Origin of the sequence: Micromonospora sp. WMMA1996 (assembly GCF_002573675.1) — a bacterium.
Classification (GTDB): Bacteria; Actinomycetota; Actinomycetes; order Mycobacteriales; family Micromonosporaceae; genus Micromonospora; species Micromonospora sediminicola.
Map to the genome: position 1 here is coordinate 839,401 of NZ_PDHU01000001.1, position 18,838 is coordinate 858,238.

The following is an 18,838-nucleotide window of genomic DNA, read 5'->3' on the forward strand; positions in this document are numbered from 1 at the left end:
CGCAAACGTCAGGGCCGGTAGCGGTAGCCCATCCCCGGCTCGGTGATCAGGTGCCGGGGCCGGGCCGGGTCGTCCTCCAGCTTGCGGCGCAACTGGGCCATGTACTGCCGGAGGTAGTTGGTCTCCTGCTGGTATTCCGGCCCCCACACGTCGTGCAGCAGTTGCCGCTGGCTGACCAGCTTGCCGGGGTTGCGCAGCAGCTTCTCCAGCATCGCCCACTGGGTGGGGGTGAGCTTGACCTCGACGCCGTCGTCCCGGGTGACGGTGCGGTCGGCCAGGTCGACCGTGTTGCGGCCGATCCGCAGCGTCGGCACGGCCGGGGCGGCCGGGGCGAGCCGCCGGGTCACCGCGCGGATCCGGGCGAGCAGCTCGTCCACCCCGAACGGCTTGGTGACGTAGTCGTCGGCGCCCGCGTCGAGCGCCGCCACCTTGTCCTCGCTGCCGGCCCGGCCGGAGAGCACGATGATCGGCACCCCGGTCCAGCCGCGCAGGCCCCGGATCACCTCGGTGCCGTCCAGGTCGGGCAGGCCGAGGTCGAGCACCACCAGGTCCGGCGGGTGGGCGGCGGCGGCCTTCAGCGCGGCGGCGCCGGTGTCGGCCACCTCGACGTCGTAACCCCGGGCGCGCAGGTTGATCCGCAGGGCGCGCAGGATCTGCGGCTCGTCGTCGACGACCAGGATGCGGGTCATTCCTGCGGCCCCTCCGGCTCGGTGGCGGCCGGCAGCCGCAGCACCATGGTGAGACCGCCGCCCGGCGTGGTCTCCGGGGTGATGCTGCCACCCATCGCCTCGGCGAGACCACGGGACAGCGCCAGGCCCAGCCCCACCCCGGTCTGGTTGTCCCGGTCGCCGAGGCGCTGGAACGGCAGGAACACGTGCTCCCACTGGTCCTCGGGGATGCCCGGCCCGGTGTCGATCACCCGCAGCTCGACCTGGCCGGCGTGCGCGCTGCCGGTGATCGTCGGCGGTTGCCCCGGCGGGCTGTGCCGCAGCGCGTTGGCCACGATGTTGACCAGCACCCGCTCCAGCAGGCCGGGGTCGGCCAGCGCCGCCGGCAGGTCCGGCGCGATGTCCGTGGTCACCTCGGCCGCCGCCGCGCCCAGCTCGTCCAGAGCCCGGGGTACGACGTCCTCCAGCCCGACCGCGGTGGCGGTGACGCCCAGCGCGCCGGCCTGCAACCGGCTCATGTCGAGCAGGTTCGCCACCAGGCGGCCCAGCCGGTCCAGCGACTCGTCGGCGGTGGCCAGCAGCTCCTCCCGGTCGTCCGCGTCGAACTCCACGTCGTGGCTGCGCAGGCTGCTCACCGCGGCCTTGGCCGAGGCCAGCGGCGTCCGCAGGTCGTGGCTGACCGCGGCGAGCAGCGCGGTCCGCATCCGGTCGGCGGCGGCCAGGGGGCGGGCGGTGGCCGCCTCCTCGGCCAGGCGTTCCTGGCGCAGCGCGACGGCGGCCTGGGCGGCGAACGCCTCGACCACCCGGCGGTCGGCCGCCTCCAGCCGCCGGCCGGCGAGCACCACGCTGAGCCGGTCGTCCACCGGCACCACGGTCTCCCCGGCGCTCGGGCTGCCCGGCGGGGCGTCGCCGACGCCGGCCACCACCCGCCAGGCGCCCTCCGCCCGGGACCGGGCCGGCCGCCCCTCCGCCTCGGCGGTCAGCTCCAGGACGCTCACCGCGCGCAGCCCGAACGTCTCCCGGAGCCGGTCCAGCAGGGCGGGCAGCGGCCGCTCGCCGCGCAGCACGCTGCCGGCGACGGTGGCCAGCGTCTGCGCGTCGGCGGAGGCGCGGGCCGCCTCCCGGGTACGCCGGGCCGCCACGTCCACCACCCAGCTCACCGCGACGGCGACGCCGACGAACACGCCGAGCGCGAGCAGGTTGTCCGCCTCGGCGATGGTCAGCGTGCGGTACGGCGGGGTGAAGAACCAGTTGAGCAGCAACGATCCGCCGAGCGCGGCGACCAGCGTCGGCCACAGCCCACCGACCAGCGCCACCCCGACCACGCCGGCCAGGAAGAGCAGGATGTCGTTGGTCAGGGTGAGGTCGGGCAGCGCTTCCAGCAGCAGCGTCAGCAGCGGCATGCCGAGCACGGCCAGCGCGTACCCGAGCAGCCGGCGACGGCGGGACAGCGCGGCGGGCACCCCGGCCCCGCGCCGCCCGCGCCCCGCCTCGGGGTGGGTCACCAGGTGCACGTCGATGGCGCCGGAGAGCGCGGTGGTGGTCACGCCGACGCCCCGGGAGAGGATCTGCGCGAACCGCCCCCGCCGGCTCGCGCCGAGCACGAGCTGGGTGGCGTTGACCCCCCGGGCGAAGTCGAGCAGCGCGGCCGGGATGTCGGTGCCGAGCACCTGGTGGTAGGTGCCGCCGAGGCTCTCCACCAGCACCCGCTGCCGGGCCAGCTGGACCGGGTCCGCGTCGGCCAACCCGTCGCTGCGGGCCACGTGCACGGCGAGCAGGTCGGCGCCCTTGCTGCGGGCGGCGATCCGGGCGGCCCGGCGGATCAACGTCTCGCCCTCGGGGCCGCCGGTGAGCGCGACGACCACCCGCTCCCGCGCCTCCCAGGTGTCGGAGATGCCCTGCTGGGCCCGGTACGCGTCGAGCTGTTCGTCGACCTTGTCGGCCAGCCAGAGCAGCGCCAGCTCGCGCAGCGCGGTGAGGTTGCCGACCCGGAAGTAGTTGCCCAACGCGGCGTCGATCTTGTCGGGCCGGTAGATGTTGCCGTGCGCCATCCGGCGGCGCAGCGCCTCCGGCGTCATGTCCACCAGCTCGACCTGCTCCGCGGCGCGGACCACCTGGTCCGGCACGGTCTCCCGCTGAATCGTGCCGGTGATCTGCGCGACGACGTCGGTGAGCGACTCCAGGTGTTGGACGTTGACCGTGGAGAGCACGCTGATCCCGGCGTCCAGCAGCTCCTGGACGTCCTGCCAGCGCTTGTCGTGGCGGGAGCCCGGCACGTTGGTGTGCGCCAACTCGTCGACCACCACCACCTCGGGACGGCGGGCCAGCACCGCGTCGAGGTCCATCTCGGTGAGGTCGACGCCCCGGTAGGTCATCGCCCGGCGCGGCACCACCTCCAGGTCGCCGACCATCGCCGCGGTGTGCGGCCGGCCGTGCGTCTCGACCAGGCCGACCACCACGTCGGTGCCACGCTCGGCCCGGCGCTGGGCCTCCTCGAGCATGGCGTACGTCTTGCCGACCCCGGGGGCGGCGCCCAGGTAGATCCGCAGCTCGCCTCTGCCCACGCCCCCATCCTCCCTGAGTGAAAGGAAGGGCCCCCGCTTAACGCCTGCGGTAGAGGCGGGGTCCCTTCTTAACAGCTGCCGGCGTCAGCGCGCCGGGAACGCCCCGTCCAGCGCGAGGTTGAGTTCCAGCACGTTCACCCCGGGCTCGCCCATGAAGCCGAGCGACCGGCCGGTGGTGTGCTCCTCGACCAGCCGGCGGATCGCCGCCGGGTCCGCGCCGCGCTCGCGCGCCACCCGGGCCACCTGGATCTCCGCGTACGCCGGGGAGATGTGCGGGTCGAGGCCGCTGCCGCTGGCGGTGACCGCGTCGGCCGGCACGGCCGGCTCCGCCGGGGCGTCCCCCCGGATCGGGGTGACCACCCCGCCCTCGGCCACGTAGTCCTGACCGGGCCGGGCCAGCTCGACCGGTACGCCCTGCCACGTCGACACGAACGGGGTCGCCGGCGCGACCTGGTTGACGCTGACCACGCGGGTGATCCTGCCGGTCAGACCGTCGGCGCGGAACACGGCCAGCACCGCGCCCACCCCGTCCGGCGTGCAGTAGGGGCGCCGTCCGTCCACGCCGTCCCGCTCGCCGACCGCCCTGCTGCGCGCGCAGACCTGGGTGAGCAGGCTCGGAGTGGAGTCGGCGGGGTCGGTGGCCAGCGTGTCCACGACGCTCTCCGGGCCGAGGTTGCTGGCCGCGGTGGAGGTCGGGTCGTAGCCGTCGCCGGCGGCGGACGGGCGGGACTGGAAGTAGCGCGGCACGGGGTTGCCGTCCGCGTCGGTGAACGACTGACCGATCAGCGAGCTGCCGACGGTCCTGCCGCCGACCTCGATCAGGGACCCGTCCGCCTTGCCGTCGAGGCCGGGGATCCGGCCGACGGCGACCAGGGCGAGCGGGTAGGCCAGACCGAGCAGCACGGTGAAGACGAGCACGGCGCGCAGGGCGGCCACGTGCTGGGAGAGCCAACTGGGAAGGCGCATCACGAGATCCCCGGAATGAACTGGACGAGCAGGTCGATGAGCTTGATGCCGACGAACGGCACCACGATGCCGCCGAGGCCGTAGAGCAGCAGGTTGCGGCTGAGCAGCGCCGACGCGCTGGCCGGGCGGTAGCGGACGCCCCGCAGGGCCAGTGGGATGAGCGCGACGATGACGATCGCGTTGAAGATGACCGCGGAGAGGATCGCCGACGCCGGGCTGGCCAGCCGCATCACGTTCAGCGTGTCCAGCGCGGGGTAGATGCCGGCGAACATGGCCGGGATGATCGCGAAGTACTTCGCGATGTCGTTGGCGATGCTGAACGTCGTCAACGCGCCCCGGGTGATCAGCAACTGCTTGCCGATCTCCACGATCTCGATCAGCTTGGTCGGGTCGGAGTCGAGGTCGACCATGTTGCCGGCCTCCTTCGCGGCCGACGTGCCGGTGTTCATCGCGACGCCGACGTCCGCCTGGGCCAGCGCCGGCGCGTCGTTCGTGCCGTCACCGGTCATGGCGACCAGCCGGCCGCCCTCCTGCTCCTTCTTGATCAGGGCGAGCTTGTCCTCCGGCGTGGCCTCGGCGAGGAAGTCGTCCACGCCGGCCTCGTCGGCGATCGCCTTCGCGGTCCGCGGGTTGTCGCCGGTGATCATCACGGTCCGGATGCCCATCCGGCGCATCTCGTCGAAGCGCTCCCGCATGCCGGCCTTGACGACATCCTTGAGGTGGATGACGCCCAGCGCTCGGGCCGGTTCGCCGGCGGTGTGCTCGGCGACCACGAGCGGAGTGCCGCCGGTGCCGCTGATCGCGTCGACCAGTTCACCGACCTGTTCGGTCGGGTGGCCGCCGTTCTCGCGTACCCATTTCATCACCGCGGCGGCGGCGCCCTTGCGGATCCGCCGGTCGCCGACGCCGCCGTCACCGGCCAGGTCGACGCCGCTCATCCGGGTCTGCGCGGTGAACGGCACGAAGGTGGCGTGCGGGATCAGGCCGGGCTCACGCTCGCGCAGCCCGAACTCGTTCTTGGCCAGCACCACCACCGAGCGCCCCTCGGGCGTCTCGTCGGCCAGGCTGGACAGCTGCGCCGCGTCCGCGACCGTGGCCGCGTCCACGCCGGCCACCGGCAGGAACTCGGCGGCCTGCCGGTTGCCCAGGGTGATCGTGCCCGTCTTGTCCAGCAGCAGCGTGTTGACGTCGCCGGCCGCCTCGACCGCCCGCCCGCTCATGGCGAGCACGTTGCGCTGGACGAGGCGGTCCATGCCGGCGATGCCGATGGCGGACAGCAGCGCGCCGATGGTCGTCGGGATGAGGCAGACCAGCAGCGAGACCAGCACGATGCCGGTGACACCGGAGTCGGTGATCGCCTGGGTGTCCGGCGCGGCGGCCTGGTAACCCTTGGCGAAGATCGCCAACGGCTGGAGCGTGACGACCGCGAGCAGGAAGATGACCGTCAGCGCGGCCAGCAGGATGTTGAGCGCGATCTCGTTCGGGGTCTTCTGCCGGTTGGCGCCCTCGACGAGGGCGATCATCCGGTCGATGAAGCTCTCTCCCGGCTTCTGGGTGATCTTCACGATGATCCGGTCGGACAGCACCCGGGTGCCGCCGGTGACCGCGCTGCGGTCGCCGCCGGACTCCCGGATCACCGGAGCGGACTCGCCGGTGATCGCCGACTCGTCGACGCTGGCGATGCCCTCGACGACGTCGCCGTCGCCCGGGATGATCTGTCCGGCCTCGACCAGAACGACGTCGCCCTGCCTGAGCTGCGGTGCGGGCACCGCCTCGTCGCGGTAACGGTTGGCCGCCGCGCCCGGCGTCCAGCCGAGCAGGCGGGTGGCGATGGTGTCCTGCTTGGCTCGCCGCAGCGTGTCGGCCTGGGCCTTGCCCCGACCCTCGGCGACCGCCTCGGCCAGGTTGGCGAACACCACGGTCAGCCAGAGCCAGATCGTGATGGCCCAGGCGAACACCGAGGGATCGGCGATCGCGAGGACGGTGGTGAACAGCGCGCCGATCTCGACGATCAGCATCACCGGGTTGCGCCACAGCGTCCGCGGGTCGAGCTTGCGCAGCGCGTCCGGTAGGGACGCGATCAGCTGGCGCGGATCGAGCAGTCCGCCGCCGACCCGGTCGCCCTGTCGGGCCGGTGTGCCGGGGGTCGGCGCGTCGACGGTGTCGAGAGGTGCCGTCATGTCCTTGTCTCTCATGGTGGTCACAGCCCTTCGGCCAGCGGGCCGAGCGCGAGCGCGGGCAGGAAGGTGAGCGCGACGAGGATCACGGTGACGCCGACGACCATGCCGACGAAGAGCGGCTTGTGGGTCGGCAGGGTGCCCTCGGACGCGGGTGTGGGCTGCTGGCGGGCCAGCGAACCGGCGAGCGCCAGCGCGAAGATGATCGGCAGGAACCGGCCGAGCAGCATGCAGAGGCCCAGCGCGGTGTTCCACCAGGGCGTGCTCACGGTGATGCCGGCGAATGCCGAGCCGTTGTTGTTGCTCGCCGACGTGAACGCGTAGAGCACCTCGGAGAGCCCGTGCGGGCCGACGTTGAGCGCGGTCGAGTCGTTGCCGGTGGCGAACGCGGCGGCGGTGCCGGTGAGCACCAGCGCCGGGGTGATCAGGAAGTACATCGAGGCGAACTTGATCTCGCGGGAGCCGATCTTCTTGCCCAGGTACTCCGGTGTGCGGCCGACCATCAGGCCGGCGACGAACACCGTGATCACCGCGAGGATCAGCAGCCCGTACAGGCCGGCGCCGACACCGCCGGGGGCGACCTCGCCGAGCATCATGTTGCCCAGCGTCATCATCCCGCCCAGCGCGGTGTACGAGTCGTGGAACGAGTTGACCGCGCCGGTCGAGGTGAGCGTGGTGGCGGCGGCGAAGGTGGCCGAGTTCGACACGTCGAACCGCACCTCCTTGCCCTCCAGCGCCGCGCCGACCGCCTGCGGCACCGTGCCGTGACCGGTCAGCTCGAACACGTTGGTCAGGGTGATGCTGGCCAGCGCGAGGATCGCCATCACCGCGGCGATCGCGTAGCCCTGCCGGTTCTGCCCGACCATCCGACCGAAGACCCGGGGCAGGCTGAACGGGATGAGCAGGATCAGGAAGATCTCGATCCAGTTCGTCCAGGTGGTCGGGTTCTCGAACGGGTGGGCGCTGTTGACGTTGTAGAAGCCACCGCCGTTGGTGCCCAGCTCCTTGATGACCTCCTGGCTGGCCACCGGCCCGCCGGTGACCGTCTGGGTGCCGCCGGTCAGCGTGGTCACGTCGGTGCCGCCGGAGACGTTCTGCACCGCGCCGCCGATCATCAGGGCGAGCGCGCCGAGCACCGCGATCGGCAGCAGGATCCGCAGCGTGATCCGGGTCAGGTCGACCCAGAAGTTGCCCAGCTCGCCGGTGCGGCTGCGGGCGAAGCCCCGGACCAGCGCCACCGCGACGGCGATGCCCACCGCGGCGGAGACGAAGTTCTGCACCGCCAGGCCGGCCATCTGCACCAGGTGACCCATGGTCGACTCACCCGAGTACCACTGCCAGTTGGTGTTGGTCACGAACGACACCGCGGTGTTCCAGGCGCCGTGGGTGACCACCGGGTCGAGGCCCAGCGAGAGCCAGAGATGGTTCTGCAGCCGCTGGAACGCGTACAGGAACAGGATCGAGACGGCCGAGAAGGCGAGCACGCTGCGGGCGTACACGCCCCAGGTCTGCTCGGCGGCCGGGTTGACCCCGACCAGGCGGTAGATGCCCCGCTCAACCCGGGCGGACCGGGTGCCGGAGACCACCCGGTACATGTGGTCGCCGAACGGCCGGTAGACGGCGACCAGCGCCACCACCAGCGAGAGCACGAAGAGCACCCCGGCTGTTGTCATGCTCATCAGAAGCGCTCCGGGAACAGCAGGGCGACGACCAGGAACACGCCCAGTCCGATCGCCAGCACCAGGCCGACGGCGTTGACGGCGCTCACAGCTTCTCCACACCCCTCACCACGAGGGCGAGAGCCGCGAACAGCCCCACCGTCAGCAACACGAACAGCACGTCAGACACGGCTGACCTCTCCTAGCGGGCGATGTCCTCGCGACCGCCTCCCGGTCGCGCCGGGCAATCAAAACGCCAGGTCGGGCGTACGGACAGGGGCTATAACGCGACCATCACGCCGGCCGGGGGATTCTTGACGCGCTTTTCACGCCACCCGTGTGGGCGGGGGTGGAGGCGGTCACCCGCCGGCACGCGACGTGCGATCGCCCGTCCCGGGCGGGTCGAGCGGGCCGAACGCCGAACGGACCAGGCGGTTCGCCTCCTCCTGGTCGACGTCGGTGGCGACCAGGAGATCACTGGCCGCCGTCCGCACCTGGGCGACCACCACCGCCCCGGAGAAGTCGACGCCGGCGCGGTAGGCGTGACCGGCCTCGGCGACCGCCCGCAACGCGGACTCCCGGCACCGGGTCGGCTCCGGCGTGCCCCGGGCGAATTCCTTGCGCAGCGTGCGGGCCGCGTCGGCCAGCGCGGACACCGCGTCCGGCATGGGCTCCGGCACCCGCTCGCCGTCCGCGATCAACGTGACCGCCCGCCGGATCAGCGTGCCGCTGTTGCGCATCGCCCGGTCCACCGGCTCGACCGCCTTGGCGTACCGGCCGAGCGGCCCCTCCCGGGAGGTCCAGTAGACCGGCGAGAGTGTGGCGGCCTCCCGTGCGCCCTGCGCCGCCTCGCCGAAGGAGCCCATCTCCTTCTTGTTGTCCCGCAACCGGTCCCGGGCGGCGCGCGCCGCCTCCGCGTCCCGCTCGCGCAGCGCGTCGGCGGTGCGGTCCAGCTGCTCGGCGAGCAGGTCCAGGGCGGGGCCGGCGGCCCGGTTGATGATCCGCAACGGATTGAGCGGCAGCAGCACCGCGGTCACCAGGAGGGTGGCCCCGCCACCGATGAGCGCGTCGAGCACCCGGGGCGCCTCCAGGTCCGGCACCGTCGGCGTCAGCGTGCCGATCAGCACCGCCGTCGCCCCGGCCTGGACCACCAGCGCCGGGCTGCGTCCGACGAACGCCGCCACCACCACGGCCAGCGCGACGATCAGACCGAGCTGCCAGGCGCCGACCCCGACCACGCTGATCAGCAGGTTTCCGATCAGGATGCCGACCGCCACGCCGATGATCAGTTCGACGGTGCGGCGCACCCGCTGGCCGACCGAGGCGGCGAGCGCCACCACCGCCGAGATCGGGGCGAAGACGGGTTGCGTGATGTCCAGCAGCGAGTCCGCGACCCACCAGGAGAGGCCGGCCGCGAGCCCGGCCTGGGCGGCCAGCCCGGCGCCCGCGCGTACCCGCCGGAACCGGTCGACCAGCAGCGCCGGCGCGGACCGCAGCCGGCGGAAGAGCGGCCGGTCACCGGCGGCCAGCCCACCGCTTCCCCGTGTTCCCGCACCGGCCACGGCCGCGCGTACCCGCTCCCCGGCGGAGCAATCCTGCGGCACGCCGGGCGGGCGCAGCGGGCACTCAGCGGCCGGCGTTCGCGACCAGCGCCTCGGCGACCTCGCGCACCTTGCGATTGGCGTCCTGGGACAGCTTCGACAGCAGCGCGAACGCCTCGTCCGCCGAGCAGCGCCGTTCGCCCATGATGATGCCCTTGGCCTGCTCGATCACCGCCCGGCTGCGCATCGCCTCCTGCATCTGCCGGGCCAGCGTGGCGGCGCTGTCGTAGAGGTGGGCGTTGGCCAGCGCGACGGCGGCGTACGCGGCGAAGTTCTCGGCGCTGCGGACGGCCACGCTGTCGAAGGCGTGCGGGGCCACACCGTACATGTTGAGCGCGCCGGTGACCGCCTCCTGGATCGGCAGCCCGACCGACAGCGAACTGCCGATGCCCGCCGCTTGGGCGTGCGCGGCCCACTCCGGCCAGCGCTCCTCCACGGCCAGGTCGGGCAGTGAGATGCTGGCCGCGCTGGCGGCGGCGTCCAGACAGGGCCCCCGCTCGTTCCGGTACTGCCACTCGTCGAGTTGCCGAGCCAGGTCGCTGGTGCAGGCGGCGCTGGAGTTCCGGCCGCCCTGAGCCAGCGTCACGGTGACGTGGGCGCTGCCCGGGACGGTCTGGTTGGCCAGCTCGGCGACCCGCCGCAGGACGTCCTCCAGGCTCACTTCGTCCAGCCTGATCCGGCTCAGCTCGGCGAGCGCCTCGCCGGGGTCCGTGCTCGGGGCTGCCATGGCGATCCTTGTCGATGCGGGGACGGCTGTCACCGCCAAGCTACCCGCCGGGCCGGACGCCGGCACGGGAACCCGGGCGTGCGAAGCCGCGCGGACCGACGTAACGTCGGAGACCGGGTCAAGACATGTGCCCTCCACCCGCTCACGGCCGCATCACGGCCGGGAGCGTCGCGCGAGTTCGTCGTGTGGGAGGTGCCATGTTGGAGGATTTGCCGGTTTTCGGCCGTCATCACGTTCCCACCGCGTCCGGATCGTGGCGACCGGACGAGCCGATCATGTGGTTGAGCTGCGAGGTCCACGGGGACGTGACCACGGTCTCGGTCGCCGGCGAGGTCGACCTCAGCAACGCGCACCTGCTGGCCGAACTGCTGGAGAACGTCGCCGGGGTGCGGGCCCCGCTGGTGGTGGTCCATCTCGCGGAGGTCACCTTCTTCGGCGCGCACGGCACCGAGGCGCTGGTGCGGGCCCGGCGGCTGCTGACCGAGCGGGGCGGAAAACTGGTGCTCCACCGCCCCTCCCGGGCGGTGCGCCGCGTGCTCGACGTCACCGGCACGCTTCCCGGCTTCGAGATCGTCACCCGTCTCCCGCCGGACGGGGTCGACCAGCGGCCGGCACGTCCGGTCGCCCCCGACCGAGCGGGGGTCGTAGAGTTGTCCGGTAGCTGACGTCCCGAGCGGGGCGTCACGAACGAGCGTCAAGAAGCGGCGCCGGCCCCGATCCTTCCCGGATCGGGACAGCGGTCCGTTGTCGCGGGCCGTCCCGCCACCAGCCGTCCCCCGGGTTCGGGGTCGACGGCGTCGCTTCCCACAAGGACGTCACAGCTCATGCCGCAGGCCCACCCCGACCTCGCCGCAGCCTTGATCAGACTCGGGCGGATCAAGTACGACGAGGTCGACGTCGACGTGGTGTTGTCGATCATCGCCCAGGTCGCCAAGGATGCGATCCCGGGCACGGCCGAGGTCTCGGTCACGCTGGTCCAGGGCGCGACGGCGTACACCGCCGCGCACACCGGCGAGCTGGCCCTGACCCTGGACGAGTGGCAGTACGAGCAGGGCCGGGGCCCCTGCCTGGACGCCGCGACCACCGGCGCCGCGATGCTGGTGCCGGACATGGCGGCGGAGAGCCGGTGGCCGGAGTGGGCGGTCCGGGCCCACCGGGCGGGCGCCGCGAGTTCCCTCTCGATCGGCCTGCCCATCCAGGAGGCCATGGTCGGGGCGCTCAACATCTACGGCGCGGCCCCGCGGGTCTTCGACGAGCAGGTCGACCTCGCGCAGACGCTCGCCGGGTACGCCGCCATCGCGCTGGCCAACGTCCACCTCTACGAGAGCACCGCCACGCTGGCGCAGCAGATGCAGGAGGCGATGCAGAGCCGGGCCGTGATCGAGCAGGCCAAGGGCATCATCATGGGTCAGCGCCGGTGCTCGGCCGAGGAGGCGTTCGCCATCCTGGCCCGGGTGTCGCAGGACTCCAACCGGAAGCTGCGGGAGGTCGCCGAGTCACTCGTCGACCGGGCGGTGCACGGCGGTCGCGACTGAGCGGCGGTCGCCGGTCAGCGCGGCATCGCGCGCCAGCCGGAGCCGCTCGCCCGCCACGCCCCGGCGAGGATGCTCGCCGAGCCCCGGCTCGGGCACTGCTGGATCTTGGACCGGCCGGCGGCGCCGCCGATCTGCGCCTGCACCTGCCACTGGCTCCCGTCGGTGCGGATGTAGACGTCGCGCCGACCACGCGGGTTGCTGACGCCGTTCCACCAGTGTTCCTCCACCACCATGACGTGACCGTACCGCAGCCGGTATGGTCCGGCCCACACCAGATCCGCGGGCCGGACCTCGCCGGGGTCAGCCGTCCAGCCGTCGGACCATGTTCATGATGGTCTCGACCTGGGCACCGCCCTTGATCGGGTAGTTCGTGGCGCCGAGGTATCCCCACCAGTCCCAGCAGCCGTTCGGGTTGACCGGGGTGGCGGTCGCCTGCGGGTAGAGCACGATCAGCCGGTTGGTGTCGGCGTACTGGTTGAGGTTGGCCCGGTCGACGAACGCGGTGCCGACCTTGGCGTACCCCTGGGCGCAGCCGTGCAGGGCCACCAGCAGTCGGCAGGTGGTGCCGGCGGCGCAGGAGCTGGGCACGTACGCGAAGCCGTTGCCGTCCATGCTCAGGCCGTTGGCCCAGCCGTTGACCGCGAAGCTGTCCTGGCCGAAGCGGATCAGGGTGCCGCCGAGCGGGCCGGTGTTCGGCGCGGCGACCGAGCCGAGCAGCTTGCCGAGGAAGGCGCCCTGCGGGTCGGTGCCGCAGTCGGCGAGGTACGGCGAGGCGGTGGTGGTGCAGCCGACCGTGCCGTAGGGCGTGACCCAGGAGTGCCCGGCGGCGCTGCCGGAGTCGTAGCGGACGCTGGCGCCGAAGTCCTGGTAGTACCGGACCAGGTCGTCGGTGACCGATTTCTTCACGGTGGCGTCGTTGTTGCCGTGGTAGACGTACACCGGCTGACCGGAGAGGTTGCCGGTGCCGTCGATCCAGCCGTACCCGGCCCAGGCGCGGGTGTACGTCTCCAGGTTGCCCAGGTACGTCGGGTAGATGTTGTCGCCGCAGCCGTAGAGCGCCTGCGGGATGGTGTTCTGCGCGCAGTAGTAGGGCCCGGCCGCGAAGATCGCCGCGCCCCGGACGCGGGCCGAGTAGGCGACCTGGAGCTGGGTGGCCATGTAGCCGCCGGAGGAGACCCCGGCGACGTAGACGGCCGAGACCGGGTACGAGCGCAGCGAACCGGCGACCGGCGTCTTGGTCCAGGGGGTGCTCGCGGCCAGGGCGGCGACGCCGCCGGGCAGGACGAGCAGGAGTGCGGCGGCGAGGGTGGTGACGGCCTTCCACGGTGTCTTCATGGTGTTCTCCCGTCGGAGTGCCGGTGGGACGACCGGCGTGCCGGCACCGTAGCGTGACATTGACCACAGCAGATATCCGCACCGTCGACACCTCGCCCGAGGCGGCGGTGTGGGCCGACCACCCCCGAAAACTCCTGGATCGTCGCCGCCGCGCGGGCTAGCGTCCGGACGACGTCACTTCGAGACCGTGAAGAGGGTGTTTTGGTGCCCGTGCCGACCGCGCCGAACCGGATCGACCCGCCCGCAACCCTCTTCCGCACTCGGAGCGACCACCATGGACCTGCCACGTAGCTTCACCATCCGCGAGGGTGACCTTCGCGTCCTCAACCCGATCGACGAGGCCAAGCTGGCCACGCTGGGCCGGGTGATCGGCCTCGTGCCCGATGCCGAGCTGCTCGACCTGTGCAGCGGCAAGGGCGAGCTGCTCTGCACCTGGGCCCGGGACCACGGGATCACCGGCACCGGGGTCGACATCAGCACCGTCTTCACCGCCGCCGCCCGGGACCGCGCCGCCGAGCTGGGCGTCGCCGACCGGGTCCGGTTCGTGCACGGCGACGCCACCGCGTACGTTCCGGAGCATCCGGTCGACGTGGCCTGCTGCGTCGGCGCCACCTGGATCGGCGGCGGCGTCCCCGGCACCCTGGAACTGCTCGACCGCGCGCTGCGGCCGGGCGGCATGGCGCTGGTCGGCGAGCCGTACTGGCGGATCGACCCGCCCGACGAGGAGACGGTGGTCGGGTCGCACGCCCGGTCCCGGGACGAGTTCCGCGACCTGCCCGGCCTGGTCGCGCTCTTCGGCGCGTGCGGCTGGGACCTGGTCGAGATGGTCCTCGCCGACCAGGACAGCTGGGACCGGTACGCCGCCGCGCACTGGCTGAACCTGCGCCGCTGGCTGGACGCCAACCCGGACGACGAACTGGCCGCGGAGCTGCGGCGGGAACTCACCGAGGACCCGCTGCGGTACGTCCGGTTCCAACGCGAACATCTGGGTTGGGGAGTTTTCGCGCTGCTTCGTCGCTGACGCCGCCCGACGCCCGGTCGACGCGCGTCGGCCGGGCTTAGCGGATCGCTACGGAGGGTAAAGCCAGATCATGGGACAGTTGCGCACCTCGCCGCCGCCGCCGCAGGCCACCGAGCTGGAGCGGTGGGTGCTCGACACCCCCGAGCAACTGCGCGACGTCCGCGCCTCGCTGCGCGACGCGCTGAACCGGCACGGACTGGTGCAGGGCGAGGACCTGGACGAGGTGCCGCACATGGTGCTGCTCGTCGTCACCGAGCTGGCCAGCAACGCCCTCCGGCACGGCCGACCGCCCACCATCGTCACGCTGCGCGCCACCGACGACTGCTTCCTGCTCGAGGTGGCCGACCACGACGTCAGCTCGGTGCCGGAGCTGTCCGACATCCATCCGCTGGACTCGGGTGGGCGAGGGCTGTTCCTGGCCCAGTCGATCTCGCTCGACGTCGGCTGGTACGCCACCGCCACCACCAAGAACATCTGGGCGTCGTTCTCCCGGTGAGGTGGCCACGGCCGGTCGACGGGACGGCGCGGTGGGTGGGCCCGCCGGCGCCCGACGCCGAGCCGCCGGCGGACCCGCCGGACTAGAAGCCCGCCACCGGGTGCGGGACGTACGGCGCCTCCAGCGCCGCCACCTCCTCGTCGGTCAACTCCAGGTCCAGCGCGGCCACCGCGTCGGTCAGGTGGTGCGGCTTGGTGGCGCCCACGATCGGCGCGGTCACCGCCGGGTTGCGGGCCACCCAGGCCAGCGCCACCTGGGCCCGCGGCACACCCCGCTGCTCGGCCACCCGGGCCACCGCGTCGATCACCGCCCGGTCGTGCTCCTCGGTACGCGCGTAGAGCGTGCGACCGAACTCGTCGGTCTCCGCCCGCGCGGTCCGCTCCTGCGGGTCCCGGGTCAACAGCCCCCGGGCCAGCGGGCTCCACGGGATCACCGCGACGCCCTGGTCGAGGCAGAGCGGCAGCATCTCCCGCTCCTCCTCCCGGTAGAGCAGGTTGTAGTGGTTCTGCATCGAGACGAACCGGGTCCAGCCGTGCCGCTCGGCGAGCCAGAGCGCCCTGGCGAACTGCCACGCGTACATCGACGAGGCGCCGAGGTAGCGGACCTTGCCGGCCCGGACCAGGTCGTGCAGGGCCTCCAGCGTCTCCTCGATCGGCGTGCCCGGGTCGAGGCGGTGGATCTGGTAGAGGTCCACGTAGTCGGTGCCGAGCCGGCGCAGGCTCGCGTCGATCTCGCTCATGATGTGCTTGCGGGACAACCCGCCCCGGTTCGGACCCGGCCCCATCCGGCCGTGCACCTTGGTCGCGATCACCACGTCGTCGCGGCGGGCGAAGTCCTTCAGCGCCCGGCCGACGATCTCCTCGCTGGTGCCGTCGGAGTAGACGTTCGCGGTGTCGAAGAAGGTGACGCCCAGCTCCAGCGCCTGCTGGATGAAGGGGCGGGCGGCGTCCTCCGGCAGCGACCACGGGTGGCCGCCCCGGCTCGGCTCGCCGTAGCTCATGCAGCCCAGGCAGAGCCGGGACACCTCCAGGCCGGTGGACCCGAACTTGACGTAATCCATGGCGTCCATCCCACCACCGACGGGCGGCGACCGCAGTCCGCGTGGGTCAGTGGTCCTCGGCCGGGATCGGGTCGTCGTACTGGCCGGACGGGCCGACCAGGGCCTCCCCGCCCACCAGCGGCCAGGCGTTGGGTGCGCAGCCGTGCAGCCCGAGCGTCTGCTGCACCATCACCGGCGCCGGACCGCCGGCGGCGGGGCAGCGCTCGTGGCCCCGGCCCAGCCGGTGGCCCACCTCGTGGTTGAGCAGGTACTGCCGGTAGAGGTCGAGGTCGGCCACGTGTGGCACCCCGTACACCCAGCGGGCCACGTTGATCACGACCCGGTCGCCGTTGCGGCAGGAGGTGTAGCGGTCGGTGGGGTCGCCGCAGAGCCCACCCCGGGTCAGCGGTGTGGTGAGCAGCACGGTGAAGTCGGCCGGCCCGTCCCGGCCCACCCGCTGCAACCGCCACCGGCCGTCCCCGGTCCAGCCGCGCGGGTCGGCCAGCGTCGCGGCGACCTCCCGGGCGAAGCGTTCCACGTCCACGTTGCGGATGCCGTCCTCGACCGCGACCCGGTAGCGCAGCAGCTCACCGGAGCGACCGGCCACCGCGCCGGTGGTGTCGGCGGTCCGGAAGCCGCCGCCGCCCCGCAGCGGGTAGGCGATGCGGGGCGGCACCCGACCGGCCGCCGGGACCGGCGACGCCGGGGCAGCCGTCGCCGTCGGGCGCGGGCCGGGCACCTGCGCCGGCACGGTCCGCTCCACGCCGGTCGAGGCCAGCAGGTCCGGGTGCCGGCGCAGGGTGTATCCGCCGCCGGCCGCGAGACCGGCCGCGACGAGGGCCGCCACCAGGAGCGGGACGCCGGCCCGGGACCGCCGTCGCCGTCGGTGCAGACCCCGGTCGTACCCGCCCACGTCGATCTCCGTCCGTCGCGCCGCCCCCGCTCCGGGCAGGAGTACGGATGCCAGGGCCGGACGGTTGAACCCGCGGGCCGGGTACCGTCGGTGGTGGGGTGAGCGACCTGCCGCCTGTCGGAGTCAGGGGGAGCCACCCGTGTCATCAGCCGAGCAGTTGCTCGACGACGCCCTCGCGGCGGCGCGCGGCACCGACGTACGCGCCGCCGAGCGGGCCCTCGACCGGCTGGTGGTGGGCGCCGGGGCGGACGTCGACGCGGCCCTGCTGGCCCGACTCACCCGGGCCGTCGGCCGACTCTGGCCGCGCGGCTGGCAACCGGTCGACCTGGACCGCCTCGCCGTACGCCGGTTGACCCCGCGCGGCGCCCGGCTGCTGCGCGACGGCGTGGCCGCCCAGCGGCGGACGCTCCCCGACCCCGTCCCGGCCTGGTTCGACGAGCAGGTCACCGACCTGGGCGCCCGCTGGGACACGGACGCGGGCTGGCTGGACCGCCGCGCCGACGGCGACCGGATCACCGCCCTGCGCGATGCCGTCGACGCGCTCGTCCTGGTCGAGGGGCTGCCGCCGATCGCGTCGCTGCGCCCGCCGCCCGGCTCGGCCGCCGTCTCCCGCGCCGCCGTCCCGGCCACCGGTTCCCGGATGCTCGACCGGGTACGCGCGCTGCTGGCCAAGGCCGAGTCGACCGGTTACCCGGCGGAGGCGGAGGCGTTCACCGCCAAGGCGCAGGAGCTGATGGCCCGGCACAGCATCGACGCGGCGTTGCTCGACGCCGCGGCCGACCGGCCGGACCGCCCGGGCGGGGTACGCCTCGGCACCGACGCCCCGTACGCGGCGGCGAAGGCGCTGCTGATCCAGGAGGTGGCGGCGGCGAACCGGTGCGAGTCGGTGTGGTCCGACGACCTGGGCTTCGCCACCGTGCTCGGCTTCCCGGCCGACCTGGCGGCGGTGGAGCTGCTGCACACCTCGCTACTGGTGCAGGCCACCGCCGCGATGCTGCGCGGGCGGGCGGAACGCGGCCGGGCCGGTGGGCGGCGCACCAAGGTCTACGACGAGTCGTTCCTCAACGCGTTCGCGCTGCGGATCGGCGAGCGGTTGCGGGCGGCCAGCACGGCGGCGGCCGAGGAGCGCGACGACGACCGTCTGCTGCCGGTGCTCGCGGCCCGCTCGGACGCCGTCCGGGAGCGCCTGGACCAGCTCTTCCCCGGCACCACCCGGCACCGGCTCCAGGTCCGCGACGCGGACGGCTGGACCTCCGGCACCAGCGCCGCCGACCGCGCCTCCCTCGACCCGACCGCCCCGGCGCACCGGCCCCACCTTCCGCGTTGATCATGAAGTTGGCGGCGCATGTTGTCCGTTTTTCCGCCGTCAACTTCATGATCGACGCGGGATGGGCGGGGTGGGGGCGAGCGGCGAGAGCCGTTGGAGTCATCGCTTCCGCAACATGATCGACGCGTAGTGCGCGAATCGCTCGACCGCCCAGTCGAGCTGAGCGCAGGCGTACCAGTCCTGGCACTGCAGGCAGCCGCGCCTCGGCCGGGCGGCTGAAGTGGTCCAGTGAGCTTCGATGATGCGATGAGCCTCGAAGACCTCGCGCGCCTCCGAGGCCGCACCCGGCTCGTCGATCGGCATTGCGGTCAACCTTCCCCGAGCGATCACGAGTGGACCGCCGCAGGGGGCAGAGTCCTCGCGTCGAGCTCCCCCACGGCGGGACGGACGGAACCCCTCGGATTGCTGAAGTCCAGGAGCGACCGGCCTCTGTCTCACTGTATCCACTGTCTCACTGTAGTCAAGTTCTCACTGTCTCCACTTTGCCGGGCTGCCCGCTTGTCCTGATCAGGTACGGGCTGGAAGCATGATCCTCGCTGAAGTCCAGGAGAGCCGATCATGCCCACCAGACCGCCGCACTACCTGCGCGTCGCCGACGACATCGAAGCCAAGATTCGTACGGGCGACTACGCGCCCGGGCAACAGCTGCCCTCGGTGTCCGAGATCGGCGAGCTGTACAACGTCGCCCGATCGACGGCCTACCGGGCCGTGAAGGAACTGCACGCCCGGAATCTGATCTACGGGCAGCAGGGTCAGGGCGTCTTCGTGGCCGAGCCCGAATAAAGAGCCGGCTCGGGATGTCGGATCGGGC

19 protein-coding genes are annotated in these 18,838 nt (G+C 72.9%); 6 read left to right on the forward strand and 13 right to left on the reverse strand.

Annotated elements, in window-relative coordinates:
• Window positions 1-8 precede the first annotated feature (8 nt).
• The 8 genes from COO58_RS04070 to COO58_RS04105 all read right to left on the reverse strand — a co-directional run bounded on the left by COO58_RS04070 (window position 9) and on the right by COO58_RS04105 (window position 10,361).
• Complete coding sequence (locus COO58_RS04070) at window positions 9-689, reverse strand: response regulator (protein WP_098743880.1); 681 nt, start codon at window positions 687-689, stop codon at window positions 9-11.
• On the reverse strand, window positions 686-3,232 hold the full coding sequence (locus COO58_RS04075; protein ID WP_098743882.1) for a DUF4118 domain-containing protein: 2,547 nt from the start codon (window positions 3,230-3,232) through the stop codon (window positions 686-688). The genes COO58_RS04070 and COO58_RS04075 overlap by 4 nt, the downstream gene beginning before the upstream one ends.
• An 84-nt stretch (window positions 3,233-3,316) precedes the next feature.
• Window positions 3,317-4,198 carry a potassium-transporting ATPase subunit C gene (locus COO58_RS04080; RefSeq protein WP_098743883.1) on the reverse strand — a complete coding sequence of 294 codons (882 nt, stop codon included), beginning with the start codon at window positions 4,196-4,198 and terminating at the stop codon, window positions 3,317-3,319.
• Window positions 4,198-6,378 (reverse strand): potassium-transporting ATPase subunit KdpB, encoded by a 2,181-nt coding sequence (gene kdpB, locus COO58_RS04085; RefSeq protein WP_098743885.1) that lies wholly within the window; start codon window positions 6,376-6,378, stop codon window positions 4,198-4,200. Before kdpB ends, COO58_RS04080 begins: the two co-directional genes overlap by 1 nt.
• Before the next feature lie 20 nt (window positions 6,379-6,398).
• Window positions 6,399-8,054, reverse strand: coding sequence for a potassium-transporting ATPase subunit KdpA (gene kdpA, locus COO58_RS04090; protein ID WP_098743886.1), 1,656 nt, complete (start codon window positions 8,052-8,054; stop codon window positions 6,399-6,401).
• Window positions 8,054-8,143, reverse strand: a complete 90-nt coding sequence (gene kdpF / locus COO58_RS04095; protein WP_036343797.1) for a K(+)-transporting ATPase subunit F — start codon at window positions 8,141-8,143, stop codon at window positions 8,054-8,056. The genes kdpA and kdpF overlap by 1 nt, the downstream gene beginning before the upstream one ends.
• 249 nt (window positions 8,144-8,392) lie before the next feature.
• Window positions 8,393-9,562: an aromatic acid exporter family protein gene (locus tag COO58_RS04100; protein WP_218012371.1), complete on the reverse strand. Its 1,170-nt coding sequence runs from the start codon at window positions 9,560-9,562 to the stop codon at window positions 8,393-8,395.
• 97 nt (window positions 9,563-9,659) lie between these two features.
• On the reverse strand, window positions 9,660-10,361 hold the full coding sequence (locus COO58_RS04105; protein WP_098743888.1) for an ANTAR domain-containing protein: 702 nt from the start codon (window positions 10,359-10,361) through the stop codon (window positions 9,660-9,662).
• Window positions 10,362-10,636: 275 nt separating this feature from the next.
• On the opposite strand from COO58_RS04105, the gene COO58_RS04110 reads away from it, so the two are divergent.
• Window positions 10,637-11,026: an STAS domain-containing protein gene (locus COO58_RS04110; RefSeq protein ID WP_255292513.1), complete on the forward strand. Its 390-nt coding sequence runs from the start codon at window positions 10,637-10,639 to the stop codon at window positions 11,024-11,026.
• A gap of 159 nt (window positions 11,027-11,185) precedes the next feature.
• Window positions 11,186-11,896: a GAF and ANTAR domain-containing protein gene (locus COO58_RS04115; RefSeq protein WP_091583030.1), complete on the forward strand. Its 711-nt coding sequence runs from the start codon at window positions 11,186-11,188 to the stop codon at window positions 11,894-11,896.
• A 14-nt stretch (window positions 11,897-11,910) separates the two neighbouring features.
• On the opposite strand, the gene COO58_RS04120 is transcribed toward COO58_RS04115, so the two are convergent.
• Both COO58_RS04120 and COO58_RS04125 read right to left on the reverse strand, forming a co-directional pair.
• The gene (locus COO58_RS04120; RefSeq protein WP_091584256.1) at window positions 11,911-12,129 is read right to left on the reverse strand and encodes a hypothetical protein; all 219 of its coding nucleotides are present in this window, start codon (window positions 12,127-12,129) and stop codon (window positions 11,911-11,913) included.
• Between the two features lie 67 nt (window positions 12,130-12,196).
• Window positions 12,197-13,231, reverse strand: a complete 1,035-nt coding sequence (locus COO58_RS04125) for a PHB depolymerase family esterase (protein ID WP_098746078.1) — start codon at window positions 13,229-13,231, stop codon at window positions 12,197-12,199.
• A gap of 274 nt (window positions 13,232-13,505) precedes the next feature.
• Between COO58_RS04125 and COO58_RS04130 the strand changes: the two genes are divergently transcribed.
• Both COO58_RS04130 and COO58_RS04135 read left to right on the forward strand, forming a co-directional pair.
• Window positions 13,506-14,252 carry a cyclopropane-fatty-acyl-phospholipid synthase family protein gene (locus tag COO58_RS04130; protein WP_098743889.1) on the forward strand — a complete coding sequence of 249 codons (747 nt, stop codon included), beginning with the start codon at window positions 13,506-13,508 and terminating at the stop codon, window positions 14,250-14,252.
• 70 nt (window positions 14,253-14,322) lie between these two features.
• Entirely contained in the window at window positions 14,323-14,748 is a 426-nt protein-coding gene (locus COO58_RS04135) for an ATP-binding protein (protein WP_091583038.1), read from the forward strand.
• Window positions 14,749-14,830: 82 nt separating this feature from the next.
• On the opposite strand, the gene COO58_RS04140 is transcribed toward COO58_RS04135, so the two are convergent.
• Both COO58_RS04140 and COO58_RS04145 read right to left on the reverse strand, forming a co-directional pair.
• The gene (locus tag COO58_RS04140) at window positions 14,831-15,808 is read right to left on the reverse strand and encodes an aldo/keto reductase (protein ID WP_098746081.1); all 978 of its coding nucleotides are present in this window, start codon (window positions 15,806-15,808) and stop codon (window positions 14,831-14,833) included.
• 46 nt (window positions 15,809-15,854) lie between these two features.
• Entirely contained in the window at window positions 15,855-16,700 is an 846-nt protein-coding gene (locus tag COO58_RS04145; protein WP_098743891.1) for a DUF3152 domain-containing protein, read from the reverse strand.
• Window positions 16,701-16,839: 139 nt separating this feature from the next.
• Between COO58_RS04145 and COO58_RS04150 the strand changes: the two genes are divergently transcribed.
• Entirely contained in the window at window positions 16,840-18,027 is a 1,188-nt protein-coding gene (locus COO58_RS04150) for a DUF2786 domain-containing protein (protein WP_098743892.1), read from the forward strand.
• 99 nt (window positions 18,028-18,126) lie between these two features.
• Here the strand turns inward: COO58_RS04150 and COO58_RS04155 are convergent, their stop codons facing one another.
• Entirely contained in the window at window positions 18,127-18,330 is a 204-nt protein-coding gene (locus tag COO58_RS04155) for a hypothetical protein (protein ID WP_098743894.1), read from the reverse strand.
• Between the two features lie 255 nt (window positions 18,331-18,585).
• On the opposite strand from COO58_RS04155, the gene COO58_RS04160 reads away from it, so the two are divergent.
• Complete coding sequence (locus tag COO58_RS04160) at window positions 18,586-18,810, forward strand: GntR family transcriptional regulator (protein WP_098743895.1); 225 nt, start codon at window positions 18,586-18,588, stop codon at window positions 18,808-18,810.
• Window positions 18,811-18,838: the final 28 nt, after the last annotated feature.

Bases quoted from the DNA above. Each gene is read 5' to 3' on its own strand.
- kdpA (WP_098743886.1), bottom strand. From the start codon at position 8,054: ATGAGCATGACAACAGCCGGGGTGCTCTTCGTGCTCTCGCTGGTGGTG.
- COO58_RS04105 (WP_098743888.1), bottom strand. From the start codon at position 10,361: ATGGCAGCCCCGAGCACGGACCCCGGCGAGGCGCTCGCCGAGCTGAGC.
- COO58_RS04080 (WP_098743883.1), bottom strand. From the start codon at position 4,198: ATGCGCCTTCCCAGTTGGCTCTCCCAGCACGTGGCCGCCCTGCGCGCC.
- COO58_RS04115 (WP_091583030.1), top strand. From the start codon at position 11,186: ATGCCGCAGGCCCACCCCGACCTCGCCGCAGCCTTGATCAGACTCGGG.
- COO58_RS04130 (WP_098743889.1), top strand. From the start codon at position 13,506: ATGGACCTGCCACGTAGCTTCACCATCCGCGAGGGTGACCTTCGCGTC.
- COO58_RS04110 (WP_255292513.1), top strand. From the start codon at position 10,637: ATGTGGTTGAGCTGCGAGGTCCACGGGGACGTGACCACGGTCTCGGTC.
- COO58_RS04070 (WP_098743880.1), bottom strand. From the start codon at position 689: ATGACCCGCATCCTGGTCGTCGACGACGAGCCGCAGATCCTGCGCGCC.
- COO58_RS04125 (WP_098746078.1), bottom strand. From the start codon at position 13,231: ATGAAGACACCGTGGAAGGCCGTCACCACCCTCGCCGCCGCACTCCTG.
- COO58_RS04140 (WP_098746081.1), bottom strand. From the start codon at position 15,808: ATGGATTACGTCAAGTTCGGGTCCACCGGCCTGGAGGTGTCCCGGCTC.
- COO58_RS04155 (WP_098743894.1), bottom strand. From the start codon at position 18,330: ATGCCGATCGACGAGCCGGGTGCGGCCTCGGAGGCGCGCGAGGTCTTC.
- COO58_RS04120 (WP_091584256.1), bottom strand. From the start codon at position 12,129: ATGGTGGTGGAGGAACACTGGTGGAACGGCGTCAGCAACCCGCGTGGT.
- COO58_RS04135 (WP_091583038.1), top strand. From the start codon at position 14,323: ATGGGACAGTTGCGCACCTCGCCGCCGCCGCCGCAGGCCACCGAGCTG.
- kdpB (WP_098743885.1), bottom strand. From the start codon at position 6,378: ATGACGGCACCTCTCGACACCGTCGACGCGCCGACCCCCGGCACACCG.
- COO58_RS04160 (WP_098743895.1), top strand. From the start codon at position 18,586: ATGCCCACCAGACCGCCGCACTACCTGCGCGTCGCCGACGACATCGAA.